The 25,372-nt window shown below is 51.7% G+C and carries 27 protein-coding genes; 7 read left to right on the top strand and 20 right to left on the bottom strand.

All coding sequences use genetic code 11. From position 1 onward, the window contains the following. Nucleotides 1-152: 152 nt before the first annotated feature. The gene (locus WNY38_RS07335) at nt 153-725 is read right to left on the bottom strand and encodes a hypothetical protein (RefSeq protein ID WP_342856685.1); all 573 of its coding nucleotides are present in this window, start codon (nt 723-725) and stop codon (nt 153-155) included. Nucleotides 726-953: 228 nt separating this feature from the next. Here WNY38_RS07335 and WNY38_RS07330 point away from each other — a divergent pair, with 228 nt between their 5' ends. The 3 genes from WNY38_RS07330 to WNY38_RS07320 all read left to right on the top strand — a co-directional run bounded on the left by WNY38_RS07330 (nt 954) and on the right by WNY38_RS07320 (nt 4,181). Continuing rightward, nucleotides 954-1,823: a CPBP family intramembrane glutamic endopeptidase gene (locus tag WNY38_RS07330; RefSeq protein ID WP_342856684.1), complete on the top strand. Its 870-nt coding sequence runs from the start codon at nt 954-956 to the stop codon at nt 1,821-1,823. A 63-nt stretch (nt 1,824-1,886) separates the two neighbouring features. After that, a complete protein-coding gene (gene accD / locus WNY38_RS07325) occupies nt 1,887-2,819 on the top strand; it encodes an acetyl-CoA carboxylase, carboxyltransferase subunit beta (RefSeq protein ID WP_342856683.1) in 933 nt (310 codons plus the stop codon). Nucleotides 2,820-2,915: 96 nt separating this feature from the next. Beyond that, the gene (locus tag WNY38_RS07320) at nt 2,916-4,181 is read left to right on the top strand and encodes a folylpolyglutamate synthase/dihydrofolate synthase family protein (RefSeq protein WP_342856682.1); all 1,266 of its coding nucleotides are present in this window, start codon (nt 2,916-2,918) and stop codon (nt 4,179-4,181) included. A 16-nt stretch (nt 4,182-4,197) separates the two neighbouring features. Here WNY38_RS07320 and zapE read toward each other — a convergent pair whose 3' ends face one another. After that, nucleotides 4,198-5,286, bottom strand: coding sequence for a cell division protein ZapE (zapE, locus tag WNY38_RS07315; protein WP_342856681.1), 1,089 nt, complete (start codon nt 5,284-5,286; stop codon nt 4,198-4,200). 113 nt (nt 5,287-5,399) lie between these two features. On the opposite strand from zapE, the gene WNY38_RS07310 reads away from it, so the two are divergent. Beyond that, nucleotides 5,400-6,653 carry an MFS transporter gene (locus tag WNY38_RS07310; RefSeq protein WP_342856680.1) on the top strand — a complete coding sequence of 418 codons (1,254 nt, stop codon included), beginning with the start codon at nt 5,400-5,402 and terminating at the stop codon, nt 6,651-6,653. Here WNY38_RS07310 and WNY38_RS07305 read toward each other — a convergent pair. From WNY38_RS07305 to WNY38_RS07290, 4 genes are all read right to left on the bottom strand, one after another. Then, nucleotides 6,650-7,273, bottom strand: a complete 624-nt coding sequence (locus tag WNY38_RS07305; protein ID WP_342856679.1) for an HAD family phosphatase — start codon at nt 7,271-7,273, stop codon at nt 6,650-6,652. The genes WNY38_RS07310 and WNY38_RS07305 overlap by 4 nt on opposite strands. After that, nucleotides 7,270-7,761, bottom strand: a complete 492-nt coding sequence (locus WNY38_RS07300; RefSeq protein ID WP_342856678.1) for a YaiI/YqxD family protein — start codon at nt 7,759-7,761, stop codon at nt 7,270-7,272. The genes WNY38_RS07305 and WNY38_RS07300 overlap by 4 nt, the downstream gene beginning before the upstream one ends. Before the next feature lie 22 nt (nt 7,762-7,783). Continuing rightward, the gene (gene mbfA / locus WNY38_RS07295; protein WP_342856677.1) at nt 7,784-8,761 is read right to left on the bottom strand and encodes an iron exporter MbfA; all 978 of its coding nucleotides are present in this window, start codon (nt 8,759-8,761) and stop codon (nt 7,784-7,786) included. A gap of 193 nt (nt 8,762-8,954) precedes the next feature. After that, on the bottom strand, nt 8,955-9,386 hold the full coding sequence (locus WNY38_RS07290; protein ID WP_342856676.1) for a cytochrome c: 432 nt from the start codon (nt 9,384-9,386) through the stop codon (nt 8,955-8,957). 497 nt (nt 9,387-9,883) lie between these two features. Here WNY38_RS07290 and WNY38_RS07285 point away from each other — a divergent pair, with 497 nt between their 5' ends. Continuing rightward, nucleotides 9,884-10,225: a DUF2794 domain-containing protein gene (locus tag WNY38_RS07285; protein ID WP_342856675.1), complete on the top strand. Its 342-nt coding sequence runs from the start codon at nt 9,884-9,886 to the stop codon at nt 10,223-10,225. A gap of 10 nt (nt 10,226-10,235) precedes the next feature. Here WNY38_RS07285 and WNY38_RS07280 read toward each other — a convergent pair whose 3' ends face one another. The 3 genes from WNY38_RS07280 to WNY38_RS07270 all read right to left on the bottom strand — a co-directional run bounded on the left by WNY38_RS07280 (nt 10,236) and on the right by WNY38_RS07270 (nt 12,907). Further along, nucleotides 10,236-11,048, bottom strand: coding sequence for an NlpC/P60 family protein (locus WNY38_RS07280; protein WP_342856674.1), 813 nt, complete (start codon nt 11,046-11,048; stop codon nt 10,236-10,238). Next, entirely contained in the window at nt 11,041-12,426 is a 1,386-nt protein-coding gene (locus tag WNY38_RS07275) for a leucyl aminopeptidase family protein (RefSeq protein WP_342856673.1), read from the bottom strand. Before WNY38_RS07275 ends, WNY38_RS07280 begins: the two co-directional genes overlap by 8 nt. 103 nt (nt 12,427-12,529) lie before the next feature. Continuing rightward, on the bottom strand, nt 12,530-12,907 hold the full coding sequence (locus WNY38_RS07270; RefSeq protein WP_342856672.1) for a hypothetical protein: 378 nt from the start codon (nt 12,905-12,907) through the stop codon (nt 12,530-12,532). Nucleotides 12,908-13,071: 164 nt separating this feature from the next. Between WNY38_RS07270 and WNY38_RS07265 the strand changes: the two genes are divergently transcribed. Further along, nucleotides 13,072-13,719, top strand: a complete 648-nt coding sequence (locus WNY38_RS07265) for a carbonic anhydrase (protein WP_342856671.1) — start codon at nt 13,072-13,074, stop codon at nt 13,717-13,719. Nucleotides 13,720-13,724: 5 nt separating this feature from the next. On the opposite strand, the gene WNY38_RS07260 is transcribed toward WNY38_RS07265, so the two are convergent. The 8 genes from WNY38_RS07260 to WNY38_RS07225 all read right to left on the bottom strand — a co-directional run bounded on the left by WNY38_RS07260 (nt 13,725) and on the right by WNY38_RS07225 (nt 20,930). Then, nucleotides 13,725-14,036 carry a hypothetical protein gene (locus WNY38_RS07260; RefSeq protein WP_342856670.1) on the bottom strand — a complete coding sequence of 104 codons (312 nt, stop codon included), beginning with the start codon at nt 14,034-14,036 and terminating at the stop codon, nt 13,725-13,727. Nucleotides 14,037-14,090: 54 nt separating this feature from the next. Further along, nucleotides 14,091-14,318, bottom strand: coding sequence for a hypothetical protein (locus tag WNY38_RS07255; protein ID WP_342856669.1), 228 nt, complete (start codon nt 14,316-14,318; stop codon nt 14,091-14,093). 365 nt (nt 14,319-14,683) lie between these two features. Then, nucleotides 14,684-16,342 (bottom strand): DUF4139 domain-containing protein, encoded by a 1,659-nt coding sequence (locus WNY38_RS07250; RefSeq protein ID WP_342856668.1) that lies wholly within the window; start codon nt 16,340-16,342, stop codon nt 14,684-14,686. Between the two features lie 117 nt (nt 16,343-16,459). After that, complete coding sequence (locus WNY38_RS07245; RefSeq protein ID WP_342856667.1) at nt 16,460-16,660, bottom strand: hypothetical protein; 201 nt, start codon at nt 16,658-16,660, stop codon at nt 16,460-16,462. A gap of 301 nt (nt 16,661-16,961) precedes the next feature. After that, nucleotides 16,962-17,984: an aspartate-semialdehyde dehydrogenase gene (locus WNY38_RS07240; protein ID WP_342856666.1), complete on the bottom strand. Its 1,023-nt coding sequence runs from the start codon at nt 17,982-17,984 to the stop codon at nt 16,962-16,964. 82 nt (nt 17,985-18,066) lie between these two features. Further along, the gene (locus WNY38_RS07235; protein ID WP_342856665.1) at nt 18,067-18,699 is read right to left on the bottom strand and encodes a glycosyltransferase family 29 protein; all 633 of its coding nucleotides are present in this window, start codon (nt 18,697-18,699) and stop codon (nt 18,067-18,069) included. After that, nucleotides 18,696-19,730 carry a glycosyltransferase family 4 protein gene (locus WNY38_RS07230; protein WP_342856664.1) on the bottom strand — a complete coding sequence of 345 codons (1,035 nt, stop codon included), beginning with the start codon at nt 19,728-19,730 and terminating at the stop codon, nt 18,696-18,698. Before WNY38_RS07230 ends, WNY38_RS07235 begins: the two co-directional genes overlap by 4 nt. A gap of 9 nt (nt 19,731-19,739) precedes the next feature. After that, on the bottom strand, nt 19,740-20,930 hold the full coding sequence (locus WNY38_RS07225; RefSeq protein WP_342856663.1) for an MFS transporter: 1,191 nt from the start codon (nt 20,928-20,930) through the stop codon (nt 19,740-19,742). 309 nt (nt 20,931-21,239) lie between these two features. On the opposite strand from WNY38_RS07225, the gene WNY38_RS07220 reads away from it, so the two are divergent. After that, entirely contained in the window at nt 21,240-21,443 is a 204-nt protein-coding gene (locus WNY38_RS07220) for a hypothetical protein (RefSeq protein WP_342856662.1), read from the top strand. Nucleotides 21,444-21,590: 147 nt separating this feature from the next. Here the strand turns inward: WNY38_RS07220 and WNY38_RS07215 are convergent, their stop codons facing one another. The 3 genes from WNY38_RS07215 to WNY38_RS07205 all read right to left on the bottom strand — a co-directional run bounded on the left by WNY38_RS07215 (nt 21,591) and on the right by WNY38_RS07205 (nt 25,276). Beyond that, nucleotides 21,591-22,292: a YjbF family lipoprotein gene (locus WNY38_RS07215; RefSeq protein WP_342856661.1), complete on the bottom strand. Its 702-nt coding sequence runs from the start codon at nt 22,290-22,292 to the stop codon at nt 21,591-21,593. Between the two features lie 2 nt (nt 22,293-22,294). Continuing rightward, nucleotides 22,295-24,397: a YjbH domain-containing protein gene (locus tag WNY38_RS07210; RefSeq protein ID WP_342856660.1), complete on the bottom strand. Its 2,103-nt coding sequence runs from the start codon at nt 24,395-24,397 to the stop codon at nt 22,295-22,297. A 96-nt stretch (nt 24,398-24,493) separates the two neighbouring features. Then, nucleotides 24,494-25,276 carry an ABC transporter permease gene (locus WNY38_RS07205; protein ID WP_342856659.1) on the bottom strand — a complete coding sequence of 261 codons (783 nt, stop codon included), beginning with the start codon at nt 25,274-25,276 and terminating at the stop codon, nt 24,494-24,496. Nucleotides 25,277-25,372: the final 96 nt, after the last annotated feature.

Genomic DNA, 25,372 nt, shown 5'->3' with positions numbered 1-25,372 from the left:
ATCCTTGCGTCGTCATTGCTGTCACTGATGCTTAGGGTCGTTTCCGCCATAAAGCGCACCTAAGATTCAGATCAAACTGACACATAAAGGTTTCATCTCAACAAACGCGACAAAATACTAGGGTTTGGTTCGCATTTGGCAACAATCGCGCACTATTGCGCTAAATTTTCAACCTGCAAGAGGTGCGTAAGCTGGATCACAAGCGTTTTAGCGTTTGAATTTCTTGCGGTAACGCCCTCGAACGGCGCGGCTGACAGCGTCACCAAGCGGTTATTGATAACGGTAAAGGCGCGCCAATCTTCCTGCGCAAGCCCTTCAATGTTGGTCGGCGCCGAATCATAGATGTGTAAAATCAAGGTGTCATTGCCCACTTTTTCCATCGTCGCTGACACTGTGGCTGCGTCACTGTCGCGCGACAGAACAGTGCGGCCTTGCTCGGTGCCAAAGAACTGCTCCAACGCCCGTGGTGTCACGCTACCCGCACTTTCAAGCGGCGCCGAGATTGTCACGGTGAGCAAAACAGATCGCGATTGATCGACTTTGCGGTTTTTGCTGCTCAGCGCCGCACAATCTGCCATCAACACAAAACTCGCTTTAGAGGTATCTTTGAGCGAGGCTCCGTCGACGCAAAACCCGTCGGGAGCGGTGACGATAAAATTTGAAGACAGCAAGCGCCATGAAGATTGGCCCTTGGGTATGGTGTCGCCGAACTTCGATAGCGTCATCTGGCATCCGCTAAAAGCAATACATAGACACAAGGCCAAAGTTGTTCTTTTCATCACCATACAATGCCACTCTCTCACACACATTATTCAGATACAGATCACGCCACCCGCCTGCAAGAGGCATGAAACATTTGGACATCCAAGCCCTTTGCGCGGCGTAATACGGCTGCTATGTGCAAGCAAAAGTATGTCTAGGGGAGAGTGATGAGGTACAGCGCTTACGCAGATATGGTGGCATCAGCCCTTAAACAACGTGCTTACTGGCGTATCATAGTGGTACTTTTAGCTACGTTTTTTGTCGTTTCCCTACTCACACCTTTGTTGATGGGAATAATCGGCAAAATTGCTCCCGAATTGTCTGCGATAAGGACCACTCCGTCCGGAATCGCAATCGGCACTTCACCGGGGGGAATGTTTCTTGTACTGGCCAGCTTCGCGGTCCTGATTGTGGCAACGGTCGTATTTGCGAAAAAACTTTCCAAGCGTAGTCTGCGAGACCTCACAGGCCCCGCTTTGCTATTGCGCAGTCAATTTGCTACGACGTTCAAATGGATGCTCGGTCTGATGGCAGTAATGATGTTGGTGCCCGCGCCACATTCATCCTTTGAGTTACAAAACCAATTGGCGTTGGGTCTGTGGCTCGTTTGGCTGCCACTTGGCTTGATCGGGTTGGCCATACAAGTCACTGCCGAAGAATTGTTTTTTCGCGGATACTTACAAACACAATTGGTCGGCGCTACAGGATCCTATGCAAAAGGAATTACTCTGAGTGCTCTCGTTTTTGGCTTCGGACATTTATCAGGCGATGTTGAAGGGCTCTCTGCTCTATTTCCCGTCATCTGGGCCACATTTTTTGCGCTTGTTGCGGGCGACCTCACGGCGCGCAGTGGCACTCTTGGTCCAGCCATTGCTGTGCATTTCATTAATAATATGGCGGTGATATTTATTGCGCCGACTGCGGGGGCTTTATCTGGCTTTGGGCTGTGGACGCGTGACCTTGATCTCAGTGCGGCGTATTCAGATCCGGTTTTAATTTGCTTTGAAGGCCTGATTTTGCTGATTACTTGGCTCATGGCACGCATTGCGCTCAAGCGCTGATTGCAATTCCCATCATTGCCGCTTATTTGAGGGATAACACAGACTTCGGCCAAAGGCTCATGCATGAACTGGATTTCCAACTACGTCCGCCCGAAAATCAATTCTCTCTTTTCGCGCCAAGAGACGCCCGACAATCTTTGGACGAATTGCAAAGAGTGCGGGACCATGTTGTTTCACCGCGAGTTGGCTGACAATTTGAACGTCTGCACCAACTGCGACCACCATATGCACATCACCCCCCGCAAACGGTTTGGGGCCTTGTTTGATGGTGGTATTTTTACTGAAATCGCAGTCCCGGCCGTTGTCGAAGACCCCCTGAAGTTCCGCGATCAGAAGAAATATCCCGACCGCATAAAGGCCGCACAAAAATCAACGGGCGAAAAAGACGCAATGCTTGTGGCGGAAGGCGACATTGGTCGCACGCCCATCGTGGCTGCCGCGCAAGACTTTTCCTTTATGGGCGGCTCCATGGGCATGTATGTCGGCAACGCGTTCATAGCAGGTGTCGAGCGCGCGATTGAGCTCAAACGCCCCTTCGTGATGTTCTCGGCTGCAGGCGGCGCGCGCATGCAAGAAGGAATTTTGTCCCTGATGCAAATGCCACGCACAACCGTCGCGATTGAAATGCTTAAAGAGGCGAACCTGCCTTACATCGTTGTGTTGACGCACCCGACCACCGGCGGTGTGACTGCGTCTTACGCGATGCTTGGTGATGTACAAATTGCCGAACCAAACGCATTGATCTGTTTTGCTGGTCCGCGAGTGATCGAGCAAACTATCCACGAGAAACTGCCCGAAGGGTTCCAGCGTGCTGAATACCTTTTGGATCACGGCATGCTAGACCGCGTAACCCATCGCACCAAGATGAAAGAAGAGTTGGTCACCATTCTGCGTATGCTCGGCGGTCTGCCCCCTGCTGTTGTAGCGGATCTACCTCCTCCAACCGAAGTTTCGGAATTGGCGGCATCTGACGCGGGTGACGCAAAAGCTGACTAATTGAGAACGGGCGGCCATTAGGGGCCGCCCTTTTCATCAGCGACCAGTACGCTGCAATTGCAGAACATTCCCAACAGTTCAATCTTAGGTTCAACTATGCGTTCCGATATCATCCTCGACCGCCTGATGTCTTTACACCCCAAGGTGATCGACCTTGTACTGGATCGCGTTTGGCGCCTGCTTGAGGCACTTGATAATCCGCAGATCAAACTGCCGCCCGTCATTCACATCGCAGGCACCAATGGCAAAGGCTCGACACAAGCGATGATCCGTGCGGGGCTTGAGGGAGCGGGCAAATCGGTTCACGCCTACACCTCGCCCCATTTGGCACGGTTTCATGAACGCATTCGTCTTGCGGGGGACTTGATTTCCGAAAACGCGTTGCAAGACATCTTGGAAGAATGCGAGCGCGCAAATGGCGGCGAAGCGATCACCTATTTCGAAATTACAACAGTCGCGGGGCTTTTGGCCTTTTCGCGCACACCAGCCGATTACACTTTGCTTGAGGTCGGCCTTGGCGGGCGTTTGGACGCGACCAATGTCATCGACACGCCAGCGCTGACTGTTATCACGCCGATTTCCATCGATCACACCCAGTTTTTGGGGGACACGATTGAAGCGATCGCCAGCGAAAAAGCCGGCATCATCAAACGCGGCGTGCCTTGCGTCGTTGGCCCGCAACCAGAGGCCGCGATGGACGTTATTGAGCGTCAAGCCATGCGCCTTAGCGCGCCCTTGCTGGCGTATGGGCAACACTGGCACGTCTCTGAGGAACATGGCCGGCTGATTTTCCAAGACGAAACAGGCCTGCGCGATCTGCCTTTGCCAAACCTGATCGGCAAACACCAAGTCGAAAACGCAGGCATGGCCCTCGCCGCGCTGCGCTATCTTGAGATGGGCGATACAGCACTCGAGGCCGCCGTCACAGGCGCGCAGTGGCCTGCGCGGATGCAGCGCCTCAAAGCCGGTCCGCTGATTGACGCCGCAAAAGACGGAGAAATCTGGCTTGATGGCGGACATAACCCTGCCGCAGGCCTGGCCCTTGCCGAAGCCATGGATCGCTTGCAGCCTCGCACGACTTATTTGATCTGCGGCATGCTGAACACCAAAGACATCGGGGGTTACTTACGCCCGCTCGCACGCCATACTGAACAGCTTATCGCTGTGTCTATCCCGGGTGAAGCCGCAACACTAAGCGCTGAAGATACAGCAAAAGTCGCCCAAGATGTTGGCATGAAAACCGCACAAGGCAAAAGCGTTTTAGCCGCGGTTCAATCTATCGTGGCAACGGATTGCGATGCACGGATTTTGATCTGCGGGTCGCTTTATCTTGCGGGTGCGGTTTTGCGCGAAAACGCTTGAGGTAAGCAGCGCAACCTTAAACAACTTTTTCTGTCGCCCAGTCTTTGTCTTGCATTTCACGCAATCGCGAGGCCGTGCGCTCGAATTCAAACACGCCTGCGCCTTCGATATAAAGGCTTTCAGGCTCGTCCACCGCGCTGGCGACTACGCGCACTTTTGCCTCATAAAGCGCATCGATCAAGGTCACGAACCGCTTTACCTCGTTAAAGTTGCCACGCCCTAAACGCGGGATATCTTCAATGATCAACAGTTTCACAGCATCCGCAATCGCCAAGTAATCTGCGGGGCCGTACATTTGCCCACACAGATCCCAAAACGTCGCGCGCGCAATACCGTTATGGAACTTGGGCAGTTTCACGTCGCGACCTTTGACCTTAATCGTCAACCCTTCAGATGCGCCGCCAGTCAGGTCCGTCCAAATCTCATCAATCGTCGTGCGTGTGTCGTCATTGATCGGACTGAAGTAGACAGGCGTGCCGGTCAAACGACCTTGGCGATAATCGACGGGGGAATGCAGATGATGCACTTCCAATTTATCTTTGATGATGTCGATAAACGGTAAAAAGAGCTGTCGATTCAGGCCGTTTTTATACAGATCATCCGGCACACGATTTGACGTGGTCACCACAGTCACACCGCGCGCAAACAGCCCTTCAAACAGTCGCCCCACAATCATCGCATCGGCGATGTCGGTGATCTGCATTTCATCAAAACACAGCAAACGCACGTCTTCGGCAACTTTATCGACAACAGGCACAATCGTGTCCGCGATACCTTTTTTACGGGCTTCAAAAATCTGCGTCTGCACTTCTTGCATGAAGGCATGAAAATGCACGCGGCGTGACGGCACAGGGGAATGCTCGTGGAACAGATCCATCAACATCGACTTGCCACGTCCAACGCCGCCCCAAATGTACAGACCCTTTATGGGATCAGGTTTCTTTCTCCCGCCTATCAAAGACAGCAAACCACGTTTGCTAACCGGTGCCGCGGCCAGTTCTGATTGCAATCGATCAAACAGCGGCAAAATTGCTTCTTGTGCGGGATCAGCGCGCAGGGTGCCACCTGCAACGCGGGCTTTATATATTTGGGTCAAACTATCCATGGCACATCCATAAAGCCCGCAAACTCATATGAAAAGATGATGTACGTCATGCCGATCATTTGTTTGACCTTATCAACAGGAATGACGATAGATTGAGCTCAAAGGAGACATCCATGTCCAGCACGCGCGCCCCCCTGTTCACACCCGTTCTTTTGGCGGGCTGTGTTGTCATCCTGATCAGCTTTTCGATCCGCGCTTCATTTGGTGTTTTCCAAATCCCGATTGCCACTGAATTCAATTGGCCGCGCGCTGAATTTTCCTTGGCCATCGCGATTCAGAACCTGTTTTGGGGCATCGGCCAGCCATTGTTTGGGGCCTTGGCCGAGCGCATTGGCGACCGCAAAGCGATCATACTTGGTGCGATTGTCTATGCAGCCGGTTTGGTTTTGTCGTCTTTCGCGATTACGCCCGAAGCGCATCAACTGTTTGAAACCCTGATCGGTTTTGGCATTGCAGGCACTGGTTTCGGCGTGATTTTAGCCGTAGTCGGCCGCGCGTCCTCTGCCGAGAACCGGTCTATGTCATTGGCGATTGCCACTGCTGCAGGGTCTGCTGGCCAAGTTTTTGGCGCGCCGCTTGCGGATTGGCTCTTGAGCTTTATGGGCTGGCAAGATGTGTTTCTATTGTTTGCCGTTGCCATTCTGATCTCGCTCTTGGTACTGCCATTTATGCGCTCGCCGCAGATGGCCACCAAAACCGAACTGGACGATAGCCTTGGCCAAATTTTGAAGAAAGCCTTCAAAGACCCAAGCTATACGTTGATCTTTTTGGGCTTCTTTTCTTGTGGCTACCAACTGGCTTTTATCACAGCGCATTTTCCAGCGCTTGTGACTGAAATGTGTGGTGCGGTTGATCCCACAGGGTTGCTTGCCAGTATTGGCATTGGGTCGACATCCACGCTTGGGGCGATTTCTATTTCGGTCATTGGTGCTGCTAATATTGCGGGCACTTTGTTCGCGGGCTACTTGGGCAATCGCCTGCCTAAAAAATACCTACTGACGGGCATTTACACACTACGCGCGATTGCATCAATCATGTTTATCGCCTTGCCGATCACCCCTGCGTCTGTGCTGATTTTCTCACTCGCCATGGGGGCTTTGTGGTTGGCCACTGTGCCGCTAACATCAGGCTTGGTCGCGCACATTTACGGGCTGCGCTACATGGGAACGCTGTACGGCATCGTGTTTTTCTCGCATCAACTTGGCGCGTTTTTAGGCGTGTGGTTGGGCGGGCGGCTTTATGACATCTACGGCGATTACACCGCCGTTTGGTGGGTCGGCATCGGCGTCGGCGTATTTTCCGCTGTGATCCATTTGCCGATCAAAGAGGTGCCTTTGGGCCAACGCCTTGCCAAGATGGCGCGTTAAAGACCGGCCTCTTCCATCGTCAAAAGGCCTTCATCCACCAAGCGTTTTGCCCAACCTTGCGGGCCATTAAACAGATGGGTATGCCAACCACGGCGCGCGGCCATGTCGATGTTTTCTTGGCGATCATCCGCAAAGAGCAACTGATCAGGTTGGGCCTGTTCGCCCGCCTCTAGCATCTCATAAATAAGACGATGAGGCTTCACGCAGCCCATGCGACCAGACACATAGGTTTTGTCGAATTCAGTCAAAAACGGATATTTGGTTTCTGCAAATTCAAAACTTTCAATTCCGAAATTTGTCAGTGCGATGACGCGAATGTCCTTGGCGCGCAGGGCACACAACAAAGCCACCGAGTGCGGGATCGCAGGCGCTGCCATTTTGATCCAGTCGAAATACCACATCAGAATTTCGGTTTTAAACGCGGGGTAGTCATCTGCCGCTTTTTCAATGGTGGCACGAAATGGCGCGCCGCGATCAACGTCGTCGTTCATGACGTGCAAATCGACCGCTGCGAACATTTCTTTACGGCGCTCCGCCCCAATCACGCTGTCATAGTGGCGCTCTGGCTGCCATTCGATCAGCACGTTTCCAATGTCAAAAACAACGGTCTCAACAGTCATAGGATGTCCCTTTTTGCCGCCTGAACGGCGCGGTCTAAAGCGTCTAAAAATCGTGAGCGATCTGCTTTGGAAAACGGTTTGCCGCCGCCTTGGCGAAATGGATCCGCAGCCCGCAAATCGGCCATCAAGTCGCGTGTGGCCAGCACATTGCCGATGTTGGCTTTGGTCAGCGGCTCGCCATTGTGTTTGATCACGCGAGCGCCCGATTCAACGACTTTCGCGGCCAATGGAATATCACCGGTGACGACGACATCGCCAACACCCGCACGATCTGCGATCCACATGTCGGCCACATCAGGCCCATCGGGCACGAAAATCATTTCGACATAAGGATTTGGCGAGGGACGCAAGCCACCGTTGCAAACCAAAAGGCATTGAATTTTATGGCGAGTCGCCACCTTTTCCGCCTCGTCTTTCACAGGGCAGGCATCGGCATCAATGTAGATTTTGGACGTCTTTTGCACAGGGCTATCGGGCGTAACAGTCACAGAGTTCTCCTTTGCCCCGACTTTACCCGCCCCCGATCAAAGCACCAGCAGCAAAGACCAACCCGCCCCCCAAAACGACTTGAAAAACGGCCCGCATGAAGGGGGTTTCCATGTATTTATTTTGAATCCAAGCAATGGCCCACAGCTCGACAAACACAACGAAGAAGGCGGTGATCGTCGCAGTCCAAAAGTCTGGAATGAGATAAGGCAGCGTATGCCCCAACCCGCCTATGGTCGTCATCACGCCAGCCGCAATGCCGCGTTTGATCGGCGAGCCGCGTCCTGAAAGCTGACCATCATCAGAGGCGGCTTCGGTGAAGCCCATCGAAATGCCAGCCCCTACAGAGGCTGCCAAGCCAACAAGGAACGTCGTATGGGTGCTTTGCGTGGCAAAAGCGGTGGCAAAAATAGGCGCGAGCGTCGATACAGACCCGTCCATCAGCCCAGCCAAGCCAGGCTGCACCCAGGTCAAAACAAACTTGCGATGGGCATCACTATCTTCATTTGAACGTTTGTCACCGCCAAGATGCGCGGCCTCAAGTTCTGCCGCCTTTTCGTCATGGCCAGCCTCTGCTGCTGCCAAACGCCCCAAAAGATCACGCGTGGCTGCATCTTGGGTCATGGTAGCCGCTTTGCGGTAGAATGCTTCCGCGGCTTGCTCCATCCCGCGCGCCTCAGACCTGATACGATCCAAAGACAGGTTTTCGATCAGCCAAACAGGTTTGCGGGCATAAAAGCCGGACACATGTTCACGGCGGATCATGGGAATGACATCACCAAACCGTTTTTGATGTAGCTCGATCAGCGCGGATCTATGGCCATCTTCTTCAACAGCCATCTCGTCAAAAATCGCAGCGCTGCTTGGAAACTCATCACGCAGTTTGTGCGCATAAGTCCTGTAAATGCGAGCGTCATCTTCCTCAGATGAAATAGCAAGAGCAAGGATGTCTTGCTCTGACAGATCAGAAAACCGTTTTCGCTGTGCAAATCCTGGGATCATGTGATCGGACCTTTTTGAAACAATTCAAGCGCATGTATGTCGCAAATGATCTTGGCCACTTTTGGGCCGGTGGGTCCAGTGCGCGGTTTGCCGCTGGGCTTGATATCAAATTCAAATCATCGCGCGCCCTCTACCAATATCAGATTGGATCAGGGCGCGCGAATTGTAAAGCTTGCTAAAATCGGCGCCGTTTTTACATCCGATATTCTGAGTGACAACCTTTACAAGTGCCACCGACAGCGCCCAATGCAGCACCTACAGATGCGGCATCGGTGATGGTGATCGCGGCAGCCGCAGCGTTTAGGCCGTTCGCTTTAGAAACGAAGTCATCCCAGTTGGACCAAATTTCTGGTTTAGCTTCGCTCATTGGGTCAGTTTCTTGAGCTTCAAACAACACGGGAACTGCTGCAGCTTGTGCTTCGATTGTATCAACAGCAGCTTGAGCGACGGCTGCATCAAACTCAACAGCCCCTTTTGCCATAGTGCCGAGCGTTTTCATCGAACCGCTGATGGCTTTCATGGCATCCATGCGCGCGGCGACAGCTTCATTTTCAACGTCAGCATGTGCGATTGCGCCGATGGAAAGACTGATAAAAACGGCAGATGCCGTAAGGATTTTTTTCATAGTGGATCTCCTGTAAACTCTTTGAATTAGACTGGGGGATCATCCTGTGTGAATGAACCACAAATGGCATGGTTCAAACCCTACTCGAATTATTTTGAAAAAAAACTCACAAATGCGCTAGACACCAAAGTCGGTGGAGTTGGGCGTGAAATCGCTCGCCACAAACATTTGTAACGTGAATGTATGTGGGTCAGCATCGCTACTTCAGGGAAGCAGAAAAATGAAAAGCCGAAGCAGGATTGCCTGCCTCGACTTTACAATAACTTAGAGCGAGATCCCCGAGGTCGCGAACTGGGTGGGGGCTGTTAAACCGCGGCCCCGGGGTAAGCGTTCTCGCTCTGTGTTTAGTTTTGCCCTTAAAAGCAGGCTAAAAGAGGAAGCGAACAAGGAAAGCCACGGTTCTTTTTGTGGCAATACTGGGGCAACTATTTTGGTAAAATTACCCAAGCACTAGGCAATCCCTTGATTTGTTAGTCTTTTGCGCTCAATCTTGAACAATGACGATGCCAACCCCCTTTCCGAACTCAAAAAATACATACGATAAAGTTGCCTTCGACCGACATGAGCTCGGCGCGATTCTTGGCCTGTACGGACAAATGGTTGCTGCCGGAGAATGGCGCGATTACGGGATGTCCTTTTTAAAAGACGTCGCGGTGTTCTCTGTCTTTCGGCGTACCGCGGAACATCCGATGTATCGCATCGAAAAGCGACCCAAGCTACGCGGCCGCCAAGGCATGTATTCTGTCATTGGTATGGATGGGCAGATTTTGAAGCGCGGGCACGACCTGCGCAATGTGCTGCGCGTGTTTGATCGCAAGCTGATCCGTTCAGTGGATTGACAGCTTTAGGTTACAGGCGACGATGCGCCGTGACTGGCCCGTTTCCTTGTGCTTGAATGCGCGCAATCGCTTTCAAAATCGGTTCATAGGCGACTGCCATATAATGCTCGCTGGCATGGATAAGTGTCTCATCATCCACACAAAGCGCAACATGCCCGCTCCAAAACAAAAGATCGCCACGCTGGTAGGCGCCAGTGGCATCCTGCCCTAAGTCCATTTGCTGGTCGCTGTCGCCGGGACAGGACAAACCGCAGGCTGTAAAACCCGCTTGCACCAAACCGGAACAATCGATGCCAAAACTGGAATTGCCGCCCCATATATACGGTGTTCCGAAAAAGATCTGCGCCACGGTCACGGGGTCTGAAAAAGGTCGTTCAATGAGGCGTACATGCGCTTTGGGCACAAATCGTCCTGTATCCGTTTCAACAAACTTATGCCGCTCATCCACAACGCAAAGACGCGACCCAAAGGACAGACTTTCACACGCCTCGGTTTTAAAATTGGCGTCAGGATATAAATGAGTGGCCCGAGCAGAAATCCAATGTGTCGGCGTAAAAGGAAACCCGAGATCGCCTTCGGCCACATAGCCCACATATTCATCGCGTGCCGCACGCCCAAAAGCCCAACCGTTATGACGCTCAAGCACATCAAACTGCTCGCCCATCACCAGCTGACGGTCGCGCGCGCCATTTGGGGCATTGCGCAAATCTGCAACAGGCTTGGTGATTGATGTCGCCTCTGCCAAGACCTCTGTTTGACCATTCAGCGCGTAGCCCTTAAGCGCCACACGATCATTGGCGGGCGTTAGACGTCGATCAGTCATGATTCAAAAGATCTGGCAAAGCGGCCAAAAGCGCACGCGCGCCCATGCCGACGCCGCCTTTGGGCCGCCCCGGCAATGGCGAAGGGCACCAACCGTAGACATCGAAATGCATATAGCGCGGCGTTTTGGTCACAAAACGACGCAAGAACAATGCTGCTGTGATGCAGCCCGCCATACCACCCGCTGGCGCATTGTCGAGATCGGCAATGCCCGGCTCGATCATTTTCTCGTAGGGTTCCCAATAGGGCAATTGCCACACAGGATCGCTTGAAACCTCAGCCCCTTTCGCCACTGCCGCCGCGTCTTGTGCTTGTGTCGCAAAGAAGGGCGACAAATCAGGCCCGACAGCCACACGTGCGGCACCAGTCAGAGTGGCCATCGAAATAATCAAATCAGTGTCTTCTTCATCCGCCAAAGCCAAAGCGTCAGCTAGAACAAGACGGCCTTCGGCATCGGTGTTGTTGATTTCAACGGTCAAACCTTTGCGGGATGTCAAAATATCCTGCGGACGAAAGGCATTTCCAGATACAGAGTTTTCAACAGCGGGGATCAACACGCGCAACTGAATGGGCACATCAAGCGCCATGATCATATGCGCCAAACCCAAAACAGTGGCAGCACCACCCATGTCTTTTTTCATCAAACCCATGGATGATCCGGGCTTGAGATTAAGCCCGCCAGTGTCAAAGCACACGCCTTTGCCAACCAGCGTCAGTTTTGGCCCTTTACTGCCCCAACGCATATCAATCAAACGCGGCCCGCGCGGCGAAGCTCGGCCGACGGCGTGAATCATCGGAAAGTTTTGATCTAAGAGCGCATCGCTTTGAATGGTCGCGATTTGCGCACCAAAGTTTGTCGCCAGCGCGTTCGCAGCCTCTTCAAGTTCTGCTGGCCCCATATCAGACGCAGGTGTATTGATCAGATCACGCGTCAAAAACTCGCCTTGTGCGATGGCTTTTAGCCGCGCAGCATCTACACCTTTGGGGGCTACCAGTTGTGCGCTTGGGTGTGATTTTTTTGCATATCTGTCAAATACATAACCATCCAAAAGCCAACCTAAAACTTGTTCATCAAGTGCCGCGCCAGCAAGCGTTGTCGTCAATTGATACGTCGCCGTTGGCAGCTTGCCACGTATTGACGCGAGACCGAAACGTGTGCGTTTGAGATCAATTTCAGTCCCAAGTCCTGCAACAACCGCGGCGATACCATCGGCGGATGGAATAACGCAGACAGACCCCGCGGCCCCCGTGAATTCATTTGCCCTCAACCATAAAGCTTCTTGGTCGGGCCGCGTTGAAATGAATGCATCAGTCTCGCTACTGGCAACAAGATGCAGCGGAATTGAAGTGGATGTGGGTTCGGCAAAAAAAAGTGACATTGGACAAGCTCTTGTGAGTGTTTCAACTCAGCCTAGCCTATCCAACGCCACCTGCAAGCTTGATCGCCAACAGGCGATCCAAAACCTCGTTCAGCACGCCCGCCTAAACGGAAGCACCTTGTAAATCCCAGACGGCCAGAAGGGAGTTTTCCCCAATGCGCATCAGCCGATCAACGGTAGCAGCCAAAGCTGTTCCGTCATCCATCGCCGCCAGATTGTTCACATCCGCCGCGACATTAGCGAAAGTTTCCATTCCGATCTGTTCGGAGATAGCGATCATGGATCGCGCGGCCCTTTGCATGTCTTCCAACTGCCCCTTCTTATAGCAGTTGTCGACTTTGGCCAAACGCACGGCCAACTCTTCCATGGCACGCGATACGACGCCGTCGGCACTTGATGTACCCAACTGTGCGTAAAGCTGTTCTAGCCGCACTTTGTTTACATGCACGACCCCTTCAGGTCGCAGTTTTTTCACCACCATTATAACACCCCAATGTTATGCACGCCCCCACGCGCTATGTCCCTACACTGACGCAAAGGCCTCAAGAAAAGGTTTAACCCAAGTGGTTTTTCTCTCGAATTCCACTCAAAATCTCATTACATTTGAACGAAGACCAAGGCCCACCTTCAGGAGGACGCACGCCGATGCAGTATGTCAAACACCTACCAACTTATATGGTTCAGCGTTACCTTGGCTGGAAAGCCACGACATACACCGAGAACAAAGCTTGGTATCGCCGTCTGGCGGATGAGGGCCAACGCCCACGTGCGATGATCATTTCATGCTGCGACTCGCGGGTTCACGTGACATCCATTTTTGGCGCAGACCAGGGCGAATTTTTCATTCACCGGAATATCGCCAATCTAGTGCCCCCCTTCACGCAAGATGGCGATCATCATGGGACGTCGGCTGCAGTCGAGTATGCGGTGAGCGCGCTTAAGGTCGCTCATGTGGTTGTCTTGGGGCACTCCAACTGCGGCGGCATCAAAGGGTGCCACGACATGTGCGCCGGTCTTGCCCCTGAACTTGAAGAAAAGTCTTCTTTCGTCGGACGCTGGATGAACATCATGCGTCCTGGCTATGACCGTATTTCATCTTTGCCCGAAGCTGACCGGACGCGCGCTCTAGAAAAAGAGGCCGTGCTTGTATCGCTCGAAAATTTAATGAGCTTTCCGTTTGTACAAAGCGCAGTTGAAGACGGCAGCCTGACGCTGCACGGGCTTTGGAATGACATCGGCGACGGATCATTGCACCAGTATGACACTGCTACGAAGTCCTTTATCGCAATCTAACTCACTTACGCTGCAAGGCGCATGACTTCAGAAATTGCATACTCTTCCGTGAGCACAAAAACATCTTGAGGCGTTTTTGCCGTCGTGTCGTTGGCGACTATGTCTGAATGCGGCGCGAGGATTATAGCAGGGGTTTGAACGGCCTGCGAGCGCACAAACATTGGCCTAGACACATGTGTCACTGCGCGGCGTTGTGAGCCCGCGTGAGTATCTGGTGTCGCGTTTTCATCTTCTGGAAAGAACATCGAAGCCCCTTGCGTGCTGAGGCTTAAAGCGATGATGCGGTTTTTGCGAGCCTTGGTGATAAAATCAATCATATCGTTTCCTTTAACTTTCTGTCATGACCGTTGAGCCATAAATGTATCCGAGTGCTACGCGGCAATTGCTAGACGCGCGCCAAGGTCTGGGCGAAAATCGCCGCTGTCATGGTGACGACAAAGAACGACGACGTTCGCATTGCGTGCCTCAGAGGTCAGATTATGGTTGGCATGGCGTGACGCCGTTTTCTTCGCAAGAGCATCCCAAGCTAGGACGATTGCGCCACCGAAATCGTGAGCGTTCTTGATGGCCTGATTGGCGTTTGTGTTCGTATCGATCATGTTTCCATCCTCTATGTTCCGAGCCCCCGGAACCCTTGAATACATGTGACCACAAACACCGATAAACGCGTATTAAACCTTTGATCGAATTTGAAACAATCGTGAGTTTTCGGCATTTTAGAACTTTTGAAACAGGCATTAATAAAACAAAAACAATGATTTAAACGATACGTTTACGAAAGTTAAAATTTGGTACATTCGCTGAGACATGGTTAAATTTGATTCAGGGTCATGACCGACTGACGTCAGTAATGTGGCAGACCTGCGACGCAACAAAGGCGACCCGTAAAAAACACGAATCGGCGGCTCTCCAAAACTGAGTGCCGCCGAAAATTGTTGCTGAGATCACTGTGGTCGTTTGCAGACTAACGCAGGGTTTGCCCCTCAGGCCAACGCAAATTTTCTTCCACCGTGATACTTTTGGCCTCACCAACAAGCAGATCAAAGCGCCAGCTCAACACGCCACGACGATCATCCACACCCTGTTCCGTGGGCATAGGCGAGGCTTTCCAATCAACGACAAGATCTTCTTGTTCGGACACAGAAACGCGGTCCAGCACCTCGACCGGCCAAGCGCGACCAGTCAGGTTTTCAACATCAAGGCGCACACTGCTGCTGGTCTCATTGGATTTAGAGATAAAGCCACGGTCGCCTTCATTGCGATCCAACACAACGCGAGAGACTTTTACGCCATCAACGCGCCCAAATGGCATTTCAAATTCGGCACCGTCAACAACAGTCTTTAGATTATGCGTCCCGATATAGACGCCATCGCGAAACAGCTTGGCAGGCCCTTGCAGCAAGGCTTCTCCGCTGTCGTTGGTCAATTCGCCAACTAAGTAGCCCGCGTCATTATAGAGCGGAACAGCGCGAACGGTGAGATCAGGCATCAGCGCGATAGCATCCATAGCCAGTTCGGTATGCGCCTCATCTGAGGACAGCAACGTAACGTCGCGTGGGTAGCTATATGTCTGACTAAGACCATAGGATTGGAGCATCGCAGCCTCTTCGATCATAACGGGTGCGGGCTCAATCGCCGGAGCTGACAACGACATAGCCATATCTGCCTGCATTTCCATTTTTTGCACCGCGCGAGGCTGAACAAGGTCCATGATACGGCGAATGTATTCACGCAATTCATGCGACGCGACATCCTGAAATGGCGTATCAGTAGAAACACTCAAATCGACATCGTGCCAATGCTCACCGGTGTTCTGAAACACCGCCAAAGTCCGTTCCAAGTTCAAAGTGTTTTCGACAGTATCCAGCGCAGCGTCATAGGTGGGCTGCCAGCTGGCCATTTCAGTCAAGTAAGTCAGGGACACATCTACGTCGCCAGCAACTTCAAGCATCAGATCAAATGTCACTCGCAATCGATCACGATCATCGAAGGACACAATTTTTACCAACTCCGCTTCCGCGGCTTCTAAGTCCAATGCCAGTTCATCAACAATTTCAGATACAGCCCGAGAACGAATTTTGGCGTCTTGTGCTGCCAAGCGAGCCTCAAGCGATTGTGCCCGAACCATTTGAGAAAATTCGGCAACGTCTGCAGCAGTTACATTTTCAGGGGCTTTAAGCCCGCTGATGAACTGCAACGCGTCGCTCGCGGCTGTGACTTCTAGGTCTATAGCTTCTACGTCTTGCATGGCTTTCGCGAGTTTGTTTTTGATCTCAACCAAGACCGCATACTCTGGAAGGTCGCTGACGCTTGCTAAATAATCTCGTTCATCCAAAGTCTCAGTTTCGACCGACACAGAACCAAGTGCGCCGTTGCTCACCTGCGTTTGCAAGCTTTCGGATTCAAGCCTGCCATAGTTTACTGGAATATCGAGAAAGGTGATTTGGTGCTGGCCAGCTGGCAGCGTAAGCGTGGCCTCGCGGGTCACACTTGCCCCCTGCACATAGATGGTGGCCTCAGACACAGTGCTGTGTGCCTCGAACAAATCAGCGAATGCTGTCACAGGCAAAAGCACTGTTGCGGCAGTCAGTGTGAAAATCGTTGAAATGGACTTGGGGGTCATATTTTTCCTCCGATGGGTTGGAGGAACTCTTGTATGACAGTAACTTAATCACAAGTCATGAGATCGTTTGGCGTCGCTTAAGGGCGGTTCATTGCCGACCCTTTGGTGAGATAAAGCTTATGAAATGTGTTTGGTCTCGGGCCCAACACGCGCTGGGAATTTTTCTTGGAATGTCTTGCACAGGTCTTCACGGGTCATGCAGGCGTCCACGCGTTCTTGGTCCTCGGCCCAATTCCCCAACCGCGTTGTGTCCTCATCATCTGCTGATGCGCGGGTTGCGGCAGCGTTCGCCCATAAGTTCAATTTCACACGAAACATATCGCACCTTCTTTATTTGGTCCTAAGTCTTAACAGACCATACCACCGCTGCATTTTCGCCGCGCGGTTAGATAAAGTTTTAGGTTAATGCGAACTTCACCATCATTTTTAAATTTTATCGTTTTATAACAGTATGCTATGATTTAAAATTTAACACACTAGAAATCTGGTCGAAACACCTAGAAGCGTTGATAGCACTATCAGATTGATCAAAGCGCGCGAAACAAGGCCGAATCGGTACGAAAAAAGGGCGCAATCAAGCGCCCTTTTGTTAAGAGTTTAGTCATCACGATGGCCGTGATCAGCCTTTTTTGAGCACGCGACGTCCAAGCAACTCAGCGATTTGAACCGCGTTCAAAGCAGCCCCTTTGCGCAGGTTGTCAGAGACACACCATAGGTTCAGGCCGTTTTCAACTGTGACGTCTTGGCGGATACGCGAGATAAATGTGGCGTAATCGCCAACACACTCAACAGGCGTGACATAGCCACCAGGCTCACGCTTATCGACCACCAAAATACCTGGCGCCTCACGCAAGATATCGCGCGCTTCATCTTCGTCCAAGAACTCTTCAGTTTCGATGTTGATCGATTCAGAGTGACCAACGAACACAGGCACACGCACACAAGTCGCGGTGACTTTGATAGACGGATCGATGATCTTTTTCGTTTCGACGACCATTTTCCATTCTTCTTTGGTGTCGCCGGAATCCAAGAACACATCGATTTGCGGGATCACGTTGAAGGCGATTTGCTTTGGGTACACCCGCGCTGGTTTTTCTTGACCAGGAACGTACATGCCTTTGGTTTGATCCCACAGCTCGTCAATCGCGTCTTTGCCAGAGCCAGACACAGATTGGTATGTCGACACGACAACGCGCTTGATTTTCGCGCGGTCATGAAGTGGTTTCAACGCCACAACCATCTGCGCGGTCGAACAGTTCGGGTTCGCGATGATGTTTTTGTTGGAATACATTGTGATCGCGTCAGGGTTCACTTCGGGCACGATCAACGGAATTTCCGGATCGTAGCGATACAAAGATGAGTTATCGATCACAACACAACCAGCCGCAGCCGATTTTGGCGCGTATTCTTTGGTCGCTTCAGATCCCACAGCAAACAAAGCCATGTCCCAACCGGTAAAATCAAAGGTCGCAAGGTCCTTGGTCTTCAGGGTCTTGTCGCCGAAAGACACTTCCGTACCCATAGATTTACGGGACGCCAATACAGCGATCTCATCTACAGGAAACTGGCGTTCATCCAGAATGTTAAGCATTTCGCGACCCACATTGCCTGTGGCACCGACGACGACGACTTTATAACCCATCAGGGGTACTCCTTATGTCCAATGACAGCACTGGGAGATAGCAATTTGTACAGCTTTGTAAAGGCAGAATCCTTGATGACCCCTATTCCATAGAGTGAAGCGTGATCCTTGGGTCTGATTTGATCAAAGTGTGCACGAAATCGCTCTCTGACGTGAAATCGTGAGGCACGCTTGTCGCATCCCGCCGTCCTGATAAAGACAGGCTGGAAAAGAAATCAAAGCCAAAGAGATGGATTTCTGACGCATTTGACTGTGCCGCAAAGTCGATCAACATCGCGCCCGTTGTCGGTTGTGCGCCCAACTGAGTTTTCAAAGCCTCATAGCAGGTTCTGGGAAACAGGCTGAAACCCGCGGTCTGCCCCATCCAATACTTCAGCCGCTTACGCTTGTGGGACATCCAAATCAGCCGCGACGCCCCAAGGGCTTGAAATCGACCACGCGGCAAAGCCGTTGCCAGCGCCAACCAATCAGTGCGTACGCCGTGACTTTGGACGCTTGGCATAGGCGCGCGATTGATACGGATCACCAGATCACACTCATCGATTTGAGCGCCAAGACTGGCCTGCGCTAATGCACGCGCATTGCCGACAATCGCAATGCGTTTTCCATTCATATCCTGTGCAAGCTCACCAATAGACGATGCCGACTGTCCAAGCACAGCATCATCATTGCGCCACCCAGCAAGTCGGAACAGGCATTTATCTAAAAGCGTCATGACAACAGTCGTTTATAGATATCGATCAAAGACTGGGCTTCTCGCTCAATGGAAAAATGCTTTTCAACATGTTTCCGCGCGGACTGTGCTGCCGGTTTTGAGCTACCTTCTAGCCAGCGTCGGCACGCCTCCACCATGGGTAGAACCTCACCAATGGCGATAATTTCACCAGTCTCAGGGCCTACAATTTCCGAGAAAGCGCCAACATCCGTGGCCACAACAGGAACGCCGCAGGCCATCGCCTCAAGTGGCGTCAGCCCGAACCCTTCCCAGCGCTGAGGTGCAACATAGAGATCTAGCACTCGATACCAATCCGCGATTTGGTCCACAGGAACCTCGTCAGGAAACACCACTCGATGGGTCAAACCGGCGTCCGCGATCTTAGACTTTAGGCCTGCTAAAAAATCTTGGTCCTTTGGCAAAGCGCGCCCCAAAACCACGGCAACAAGCGTGTCGTTGGTTTTCGCAAGCTCCAAAAAGGCGTCGACAAAAACATCCGTTCCTTTTTGCGCGCGGATACGACCAAAGCAGCCCATGATCGCCACGTCAGGCAAGCCCAAATCAGCACGCAGCGCACTGCGGGCGTCATGATTAATGGGTGTAAAGTCCTTCAGATCAATTCCATGCAACACAACATCAGCAGGCCGCTCAAGATAAGAAGCCGTCTTAGCAGATGTCGCAACCACACCATCCATTTTCGAAATCAACCACTTGGTATAACCCGAATGCTGGCGCTGTGAAGCCGATGTAAACAAAAGCTTCAAAGGCTGACGAAGCACATATTTTAACGCCAGCCCCGCAAGCATTTCGACATTGCGGCGTGCATGCCAAACCCTTGGCTGACGTTTCAGAAAAGGAATACGCCACAACGAGATATACGGGAGTGTCTCTGGCAAACCCGGCCCTGTCGCAACTATCCCAATAAATTGCGCTTGCACAGGTACCAACCGCGCAATCGTGGCCGTCACTCCCGACAAGCGTTTTTTAAAATTCGGAGCAATCACCTGTATATCGGCGCCGCGATGTCTCATAACTGATCCTTAAGTGTCCGGTTCTTTGCTCATCAGGTATATCAGGCTGCCGACGGTCAATGATATGATAAAGAGGCCAAAAACCGTTTTATAGCCGACAAGGCTTTCGGCACTTCGCTGCATCGCGCCAGAGAACACACCAGCACTCACAATTTGAAAGACACCCGCACCGCCGATGGAAAATAAATTGATCAACGTCACGCCACGTCCGGTAAGGTGATCAGGCAATAGTGTACGTCCGTGATTCATGATTTGACCGTAAGCTGAACAGAAAAATCCGACACCAGCAAGCAAAGCAGAAATCTGCCAAACACTTTGCGATCCTGCGCCAGTCCAAAGCAAGACGAGACAAACTAACGCGGCCGAAGTTCCAATCAATACGATGCGTTTTCGACTGCGGATAATCCGATCCATCGGGCCAAAAGCTAGCGCACCAGCAATCATCGACAAAGCCATAAAAAGTGTTACCCGACCAATGCCCTCGGACGTTAGGCCATAAACATCGGACAAATAGCCTCCGGCCCAACTGCCGCGCAATCCAGCAGCCGGCGCATAAGCAACGGCTGCCATCACCAAAACGGGATACAGCGGCCAGATCGTTACGAGATCACGCAAGCTGCTTTGATTGGCGGCATTTGAATGATCAACGGCTGGGGGATCTTGTACGAACCGAGACAAAGCTAAGGATATGAGCACCGTGGCGCCAGCCAAGACCAAACATGTCACTCGCCACCCAATCAGTGACATCGACCATGACAGCGGCACCGTTGCGGCAAGATTGCCAAGCGAACCCAAACCGACCACGAGACCCGCTAAGGTACCAAAGCGGTTAGAGGGCGCGCTTCTCGCGAAAATATAGAAGGACAGCATAAGCACCGGCGAACACCCAACGCCTATCAGCCCCATTGCTGCGTAGATACCCCATGGTCCTTGGGCCATGGCAAAGAGTAAAGCGCCGCCTCCGCCTCCTAAGGCCAGCATTATTGATGCAGTCTTACGTGGTGAGCGATGGTCCAAAAGCCAACCGACAGGAATTTGCATGGCCGCAAAAATGAGAAACCAAATCCCTAATGCTGTTGACACTTGATCTGCTTCCAAGCCTATCTCAGCTTTCAAAACCGGCGCAAAAACAGCAAGACATGCGCGATAAAATTGGCTGAGACTATATGCGATTATGAGCCAGACCAGACCTTTGACCATTTTGGAATCCTTTGTTCTTCTCGTTCGGTTGCCTGAACCAAAGCATCCTGTCCACAGAGAATCTGTTTCGCTATCTGTGCTGGAATCTTGATCTGGGGTCCCGTATTTAGGGGGAAATTTTGGCGTTTAATATCAAATTAACCAAGTATGGGCGGCAAATGGCCAAAATTGTGCTATCTGTGCCACTACTGGCCCCTCACACAACGTTCCCAACAGCAGTTTGGGGTTTATATGTGCAAAAGAATATGCCACATCTTTGTGGAGCTTGACCAAGTGGTCTAGTGAATACCTCTTGATGGAGATTTGGTTATGAAAAAAGTTATCCTTGCAGCAACTATCGTTGCAGCTTCCGCGTCCGCTTCTTTGGCTGGCGCTTACTCCGATCCAGTTATCGAAGTAGCACCTGTTGTTGTTGAAGAGTCTTCTTCTTCTTCCATGGGTTCTCTCGGTGGCAGCGCTGCATTGCTTTTGCTCGGTGCAGCAGCAGTCGCAGTGGCTTTGAACTCTAACTAAGTTCAGGCACTCGCCTAAGAAATTTTAAAAACGGCGGCCTTTTGGGCTGCCGTTTTTTTGTTGTCTGAATTGCAGTTTCACTAACGAAGAAGGGCCCACAAACTGTGAGCCCTTATGTTCGATCATCACGCAAATTGACGTATTGATTTAGAAGCGCAGCTGCCGAAATACGATCTTGCCGACATCAGGCCCAGCCCACTGGATGGATTGAACCATGCGCCCAGAAGCATCAACCCAATATGTATTTGTAAACTCAGTGCCACCTTCAGATTTACAGGTTTCAGTCATCACACGCGTCGGCGCTGATATTTCGCCGGACGACACATGATCGGTAGCACCCGCAGCGACGTCACACGTTACGATAAAGCGTCCGGTTTGATCTAGACCGTTCAAAAATCGATACGTCTTTTGTACCTGTCCTGATCTACGACCCGACACAAGCCGATCTGCACCGCCTTGCTCAATGGACATCACATCGCCGCCAAAGCCGCGTGTCGCTGCCAGCAATCCGACCTTCAAAGTAATAGATTTTTTGTCAGGGGAAATCCAAGTCACATTCTGACCATTTATCCCTTGAACCGTCGATACCGCGAAGCCGCCACTTTTTTCCATCAAAATAAACTGCAAAGGCGCATCGGGAGCGGCCCGCAACGCATAGTCGATCATCGCGACTGGATCCGCGGCCTCGACCTGCTCGGGTTTTTCGCCCAGCAAGCGAGACTTCGCGAGAACGGCCAATTCCTTGACTGTATCCGCGCCACGGCGGGCCTGAGGGTCATTGCCGCAGGCCGTAAGAGACAGCAAGGTAATACAGGCAACCATCAGCTTGGTGACACTTTTCAATGGCATACTCATCTCCAAAATTTACCCCAACGCGATTCGATGTCTGCGCCCTGCATCCCGCGGACACGGTCATACAAACGACCGTCAACACTCACCTTAGCACCGCCATCACGGGTCAATGACTGGATAACGAAGTCATTTGTCTCAATCGTCGGCGTGCCCACAAACCAAGCAGAGGGCACTGTGATAAGAATGCCCTTATCGAAGGATCCTTCACCAAAGTCTTCGAATGGAACATCTGTGAGGGTCGCATAGGCGCCGACGCGCCAGCCATTGTTAAACTCACGATCGACGGAAAATGTCGCGCCCCAATCGCCAGCAAGATACCTTCCCACATCGAGTTGCCCATGAAAGCCCCCGTTGAAGGCGTAGTATGCCGACACATGACCCGTCACAACATCATAGTCGCGAAAGCCAAAGGTATCTTCATAATCGCGCTGGGCGGCGTAGTTGAGTTCTACCCCCAAAGCAAGGGGGCTGCTGGGCTTTTTCCAAAGCACTTCGCCTGAGACACCACCGTACATAGTTTCAAGATACCCAACAGTCAGGCGGCCAAACACATTTTTGGCAGGCCGGCTGTACCAATTGGCTGTCAGTTTTTCGAGTTGCACGCGGTTATCGTACTCACGCGCGCTTGTGCGTACATGTTCTATATTTGAGTCGTTAGTGTCATCGTCTTCATCTGAAATATTGCCAGATACCCGCACCGACACAGATGTATCCAGTGAAAAACCGGGTGCCATCTCATAATTAATTTGCCCCCGAAGCCCATAGTCAAGCCGTACAGGGCTGTACGGGTCGAAAACAGATACGGCTACATAAGGTGCTACGGACCAAAGTGTATTTGGAAAAGTGCCTTCATGTGCGACCAAGGGGGCACCCTCTAAGCTGAGGGGATCGGCAAATGTCGCAACATCCAGAATGTTGCGGGCAGGCGAAAACTCATATGCCTCCAATTTGGAGCGCGGCAAAACGGTTGAGTGAATAGGTACGCCATCAAGCGTTTCCGTTAGAACAAATGTTTCAACAGAAGGCGGGAACGCCCGCGTCATAATCCGTGCCAAGCGTCCCAAAGCTTGCGAATGCGCATCATAACGTTCGTTGCGAAACTGAACTTCTGTTCGCGTTGTTGTTAAAGACATCGCTTCAAGCACCAGACCCTCTTCAGCCATGGCTTTTGCCAAAGCGGACCGAATACCACTTGCGTCACCAACTTCTTCAACCCATGCGCCAGACCAACCAATAGGATCTGCTGAACGGCTTGGACGAGGGCGGATGGGCAGAGGCGCCGTTTCTAGCCCTCCCGAAACTTTCGGATTTTTTGGATTAAGCCCCGTTGAAAACTGCAGTCCAACCGCGTCGCCATGCAAGAAGAAAGCGGTGACCGAAGTGTTCTTGCCAAGCTTGTAATCAAGCCCAACGTTGATTGGAGAATTGTAAGTGAACACATCGTATTCGACCTCAGTGGTATAAGCATCCGAAGAATATTCGGCCAAGACTGTCAACTTATCGTTCAGCTGATAGCTCAGACCGCCGAAGACTGCGATATCACCCTGAAACCATTGACCAAAATTGAGCGTCCCGCCTGTATCCGTGAAGGACGTATCACGTTCGCCGAATGAGAACCCAAGCGGCTGATAGCTGGCCAAACGCCCCCAACCCAAGCCACCGGAGACACGCAGTTTGTCACCAAACGATTTGGTTGCGACGATATACTCGCCACTGAGCAATCCAGTCCCCATAAAATCTTGCAGACCAACGGAGACAGCCGGGCGGTACTTGCCTTCATTCGATAATAAGTAGCTGACGTCAAACGAGCGGTCCCAATAGGTGTCATAGTCATCATCATAATCTTTGATACCTGAATACCGAAAGCTGCCAGACAAGCGCGGCGTGACCTGAAAAGTCATCGTGGTGCGGCTTATATTGCCGAACTTCGAATAGCTAAGACTAAGCTGCCCATCCGGCGCCACCTCGGCAGACGGCATTTCAATGATACCTTGGCGACCCATCACATTTAAACGCGTCGTTGATAGGTCTTGCGCTGAGCTGGCAGATACAAAGCACATCGAGGCAGCGCCAAGGCCGATCACATTTTTTCGAAAATTCAAAGACACTGTTCCACCCGTTCCTTAAGTTGGCACCATCCTATCAAAATTCAGCCAAACACCCACTCGAATGTGCCGCACATGGCCACGAGGCGCTCCCTAGCCGTGAATCAATTTGCGTGCGTGTCTTTTGAGCAGCAATAAACCTAAAGCAATGCCACCCCAAGACACCCCGAAAACGTAAATCGGGGACAAATACGCCGCATCATAGGTCGCATAGAACCCAACGCGCATCATGCCTACGACGTGCAAAAATGGGTTAAACCACAAAATATTCTGGGCGACTTGGGGCAAGGTTTCAAACAAGAACAGCACGCCAGACGCCAAGAACAAAGGACGGGTTACGATGGCCCACACTTGTTCCCAAAGCCCGAAAGCATTGACAAGATAGCAGTTCAAAATACCGATGCCTGCACCAAGAGAAATAGCCATCGCCAACGACAAGCCGATGGCCTCAACCCGAAGCAACGAATGCAAATCAAAAACAATATGCAAAGCTATGAGAACGATGATTGATATGGTCAAATTCGTCACTAAGGACAAAATAATTCGCGCAACGATGGTATCAAAAATCGTAACCGCAGGGTAAAATAAGAGCGGCTTTGAAAAGTGAATTGAGCGCGTCACTTTCACTGAAATGTCGTTAGCCAATGTGAAAGGTAGAAATCCTGTGGCAAAGAAGAGTGGGAAGTTGGTGCCCAGCGACGGAGAGCGAAAGACCATTTGAAATGCGATAGACAACACGGCGATGGCGGCGACAGGCTCAGCGACTGCCCAGAAATATCCGCCTGGAGATTTTCCATATGTGCTCCCCATTTCTCGCAGCACAAGTGCAGCAATTGTACGCAAGCTTTTGTATTTTCGAGCTTTGAGCTGTTGCAAGCTTCGATCCTTAGGTGCCGCACAAAGGTGGACGAGATGATTTTGCGCTGGGTTTATAATCCAGTTCATACTAAAACTTAATCGATCCGTCTCCAA

Origin of the sequence: Pacificibacter sp. AS14, from assembly GCF_038899935.1 — a bacterium.
Classification (GTDB): domain Bacteria; phylum Pseudomonadota; class Alphaproteobacteria; order Rhodobacterales; family Rhodobacteraceae; genus Celeribacter.
Note: the sequence above shows the minus strand (reverse complement) of the source record. Positions and strands in the feature narration are given on the sequence as shown.

Coding starts and splice junctions, on each gene's coding strand:
- WNY38_RS07245 (WP_342856667.1), bottom strand. CDS start 16,660: ATGTTTCGTGTGAAATTGAACTTATGGGCGAACGCTGCCGCAACCCGC.
- WNY38_RS07310 (WP_342856680.1), top strand. CDS start 5,400: ATGTCCAGCACGCGCGCCCCCCTGTTCACACCCGTTCTTTTGGCGGGC.
- WNY38_RS07260 (WP_342856670.1), bottom strand. CDS start 14,036: ATGATTGATTTTATCACCAAGGCTCGCAAAAACCGCATCATCGCTTTA.
- WNY38_RS07275 (WP_342856673.1), bottom strand. CDS start 12,426: ATGTCACTTTTTTTTGCCGAACCCACATCCACTTCAATTCCGCTGCAT.
- WNY38_RS07255 (WP_342856669.1), bottom strand. CDS start 14,318: ATGATCGATACGAACACAAACGCCAATCAGGCCATCAAGAACGCTCAC.
- zapE (WP_342856681.1), bottom strand. CDS start 5,286: ATGGATAGTTTGACCCAAATATATAAAGCCCGCGTTGCAGGTGGCACC.
- WNY38_RS07280 (WP_342856674.1), bottom strand. CDS start 11,048: ATGACTGATCGACGTCTAACGCCCGCCAATGATCGTGTGGCGCTTAAG.
- WNY38_RS07240 (WP_342856666.1), bottom strand. CDS start 17,984: ATGGGTTATAAAGTCGTCGTCGTCGGTGCCACAGGCAATGTGGGTCGC.
- WNY38_RS07265 (WP_342856671.1), top strand. CDS start 13,072: ATGCAGTATGTCAAACACCTACCAACTTATATGGTTCAGCGTTACCTT.
- WNY38_RS07215 (WP_342856661.1), bottom strand. CDS start 22,292: ATGCCATTGAAAAGTGTCACCAAGCTGATGGTTGCCTGTATTACCTTG.
- WNY38_RS07270 (WP_342856672.1), bottom strand. CDS start 12,907: ATGGTGGTGAAAAAACTGCGACCTGAAGGGGTCGTGCATGTAAACAAA.
- WNY38_RS07305 (WP_342856679.1), bottom strand. CDS start 7,273: ATGACTGTTGAGACCGTTGTTTTTGACATTGGAAACGTGCTGATCGAA.
- WNY38_RS07235 (WP_342856665.1), bottom strand. CDS start 18,699: ATGACGCTTTTAGATAAATGCCTGTTCCGACTTGCTGGGTGGCGCAAT.
- WNY38_RS07285 (WP_342856675.1), top strand. CDS start 9,884: ATGACGATGCCAACCCCCTTTCCGAACTCAAAAAATACATACGATAAA.
- WNY38_RS07230 (WP_342856664.1), bottom strand. CDS start 19,730: ATGAGACATCGCGGCGCCGATATACAGGTGATTGCTCCGAATTTTAAA.
- WNY38_RS07250 (WP_342856668.1), bottom strand. CDS start 16,342: ATGACCCCCAAGTCCATTTCAACGATTTTCACACTGACTGCCGCAACA.
- WNY38_RS07220 (WP_342856662.1), top strand. CDS start 21,240: ATGAAAAAAGTTATCCTTGCAGCAACTATCGTTGCAGCTTCCGCGTCC.
- WNY38_RS07335 (WP_342856685.1), bottom strand. CDS start 725: ATGACGCTATCGAAGTTCGGCGACACCATACCCAAGGGCCAATCTTCA.
- mbfA (WP_342856677.1), bottom strand. CDS start 8,761: ATGATCCCAGGATTTGCACAGCGAAAACGGTTTTCTGATCTGTCAGAG.
- WNY38_RS07320 (WP_342856682.1), top strand. CDS start 2,916: ATGCGTTCCGATATCATCCTCGACCGCCTGATGTCTTTACACCCCAAG.
- WNY38_RS07290 (WP_342856676.1), bottom strand. CDS start 9,386: ATGAAAAAAATCCTTACGGCATCTGCCGTTTTTATCAGTCTTTCCATC.
- WNY38_RS07330 (WP_342856684.1), top strand. CDS start 954: ATGGTGGCATCAGCCCTTAAACAACGTGCTTACTGGCGTATCATAGTG.
- WNY38_RS07225 (WP_342856663.1), bottom strand. CDS start 20,930: ATGGTCAAAGGTCTGGTCTGGCTCATAATCGCATATAGTCTCAGCCAA.
- accD (WP_342856683.1), top strand. CDS start 1,887: ATGAACTGGATTTCCAACTACGTCCGCCCGAAAATCAATTCTCTCTTT.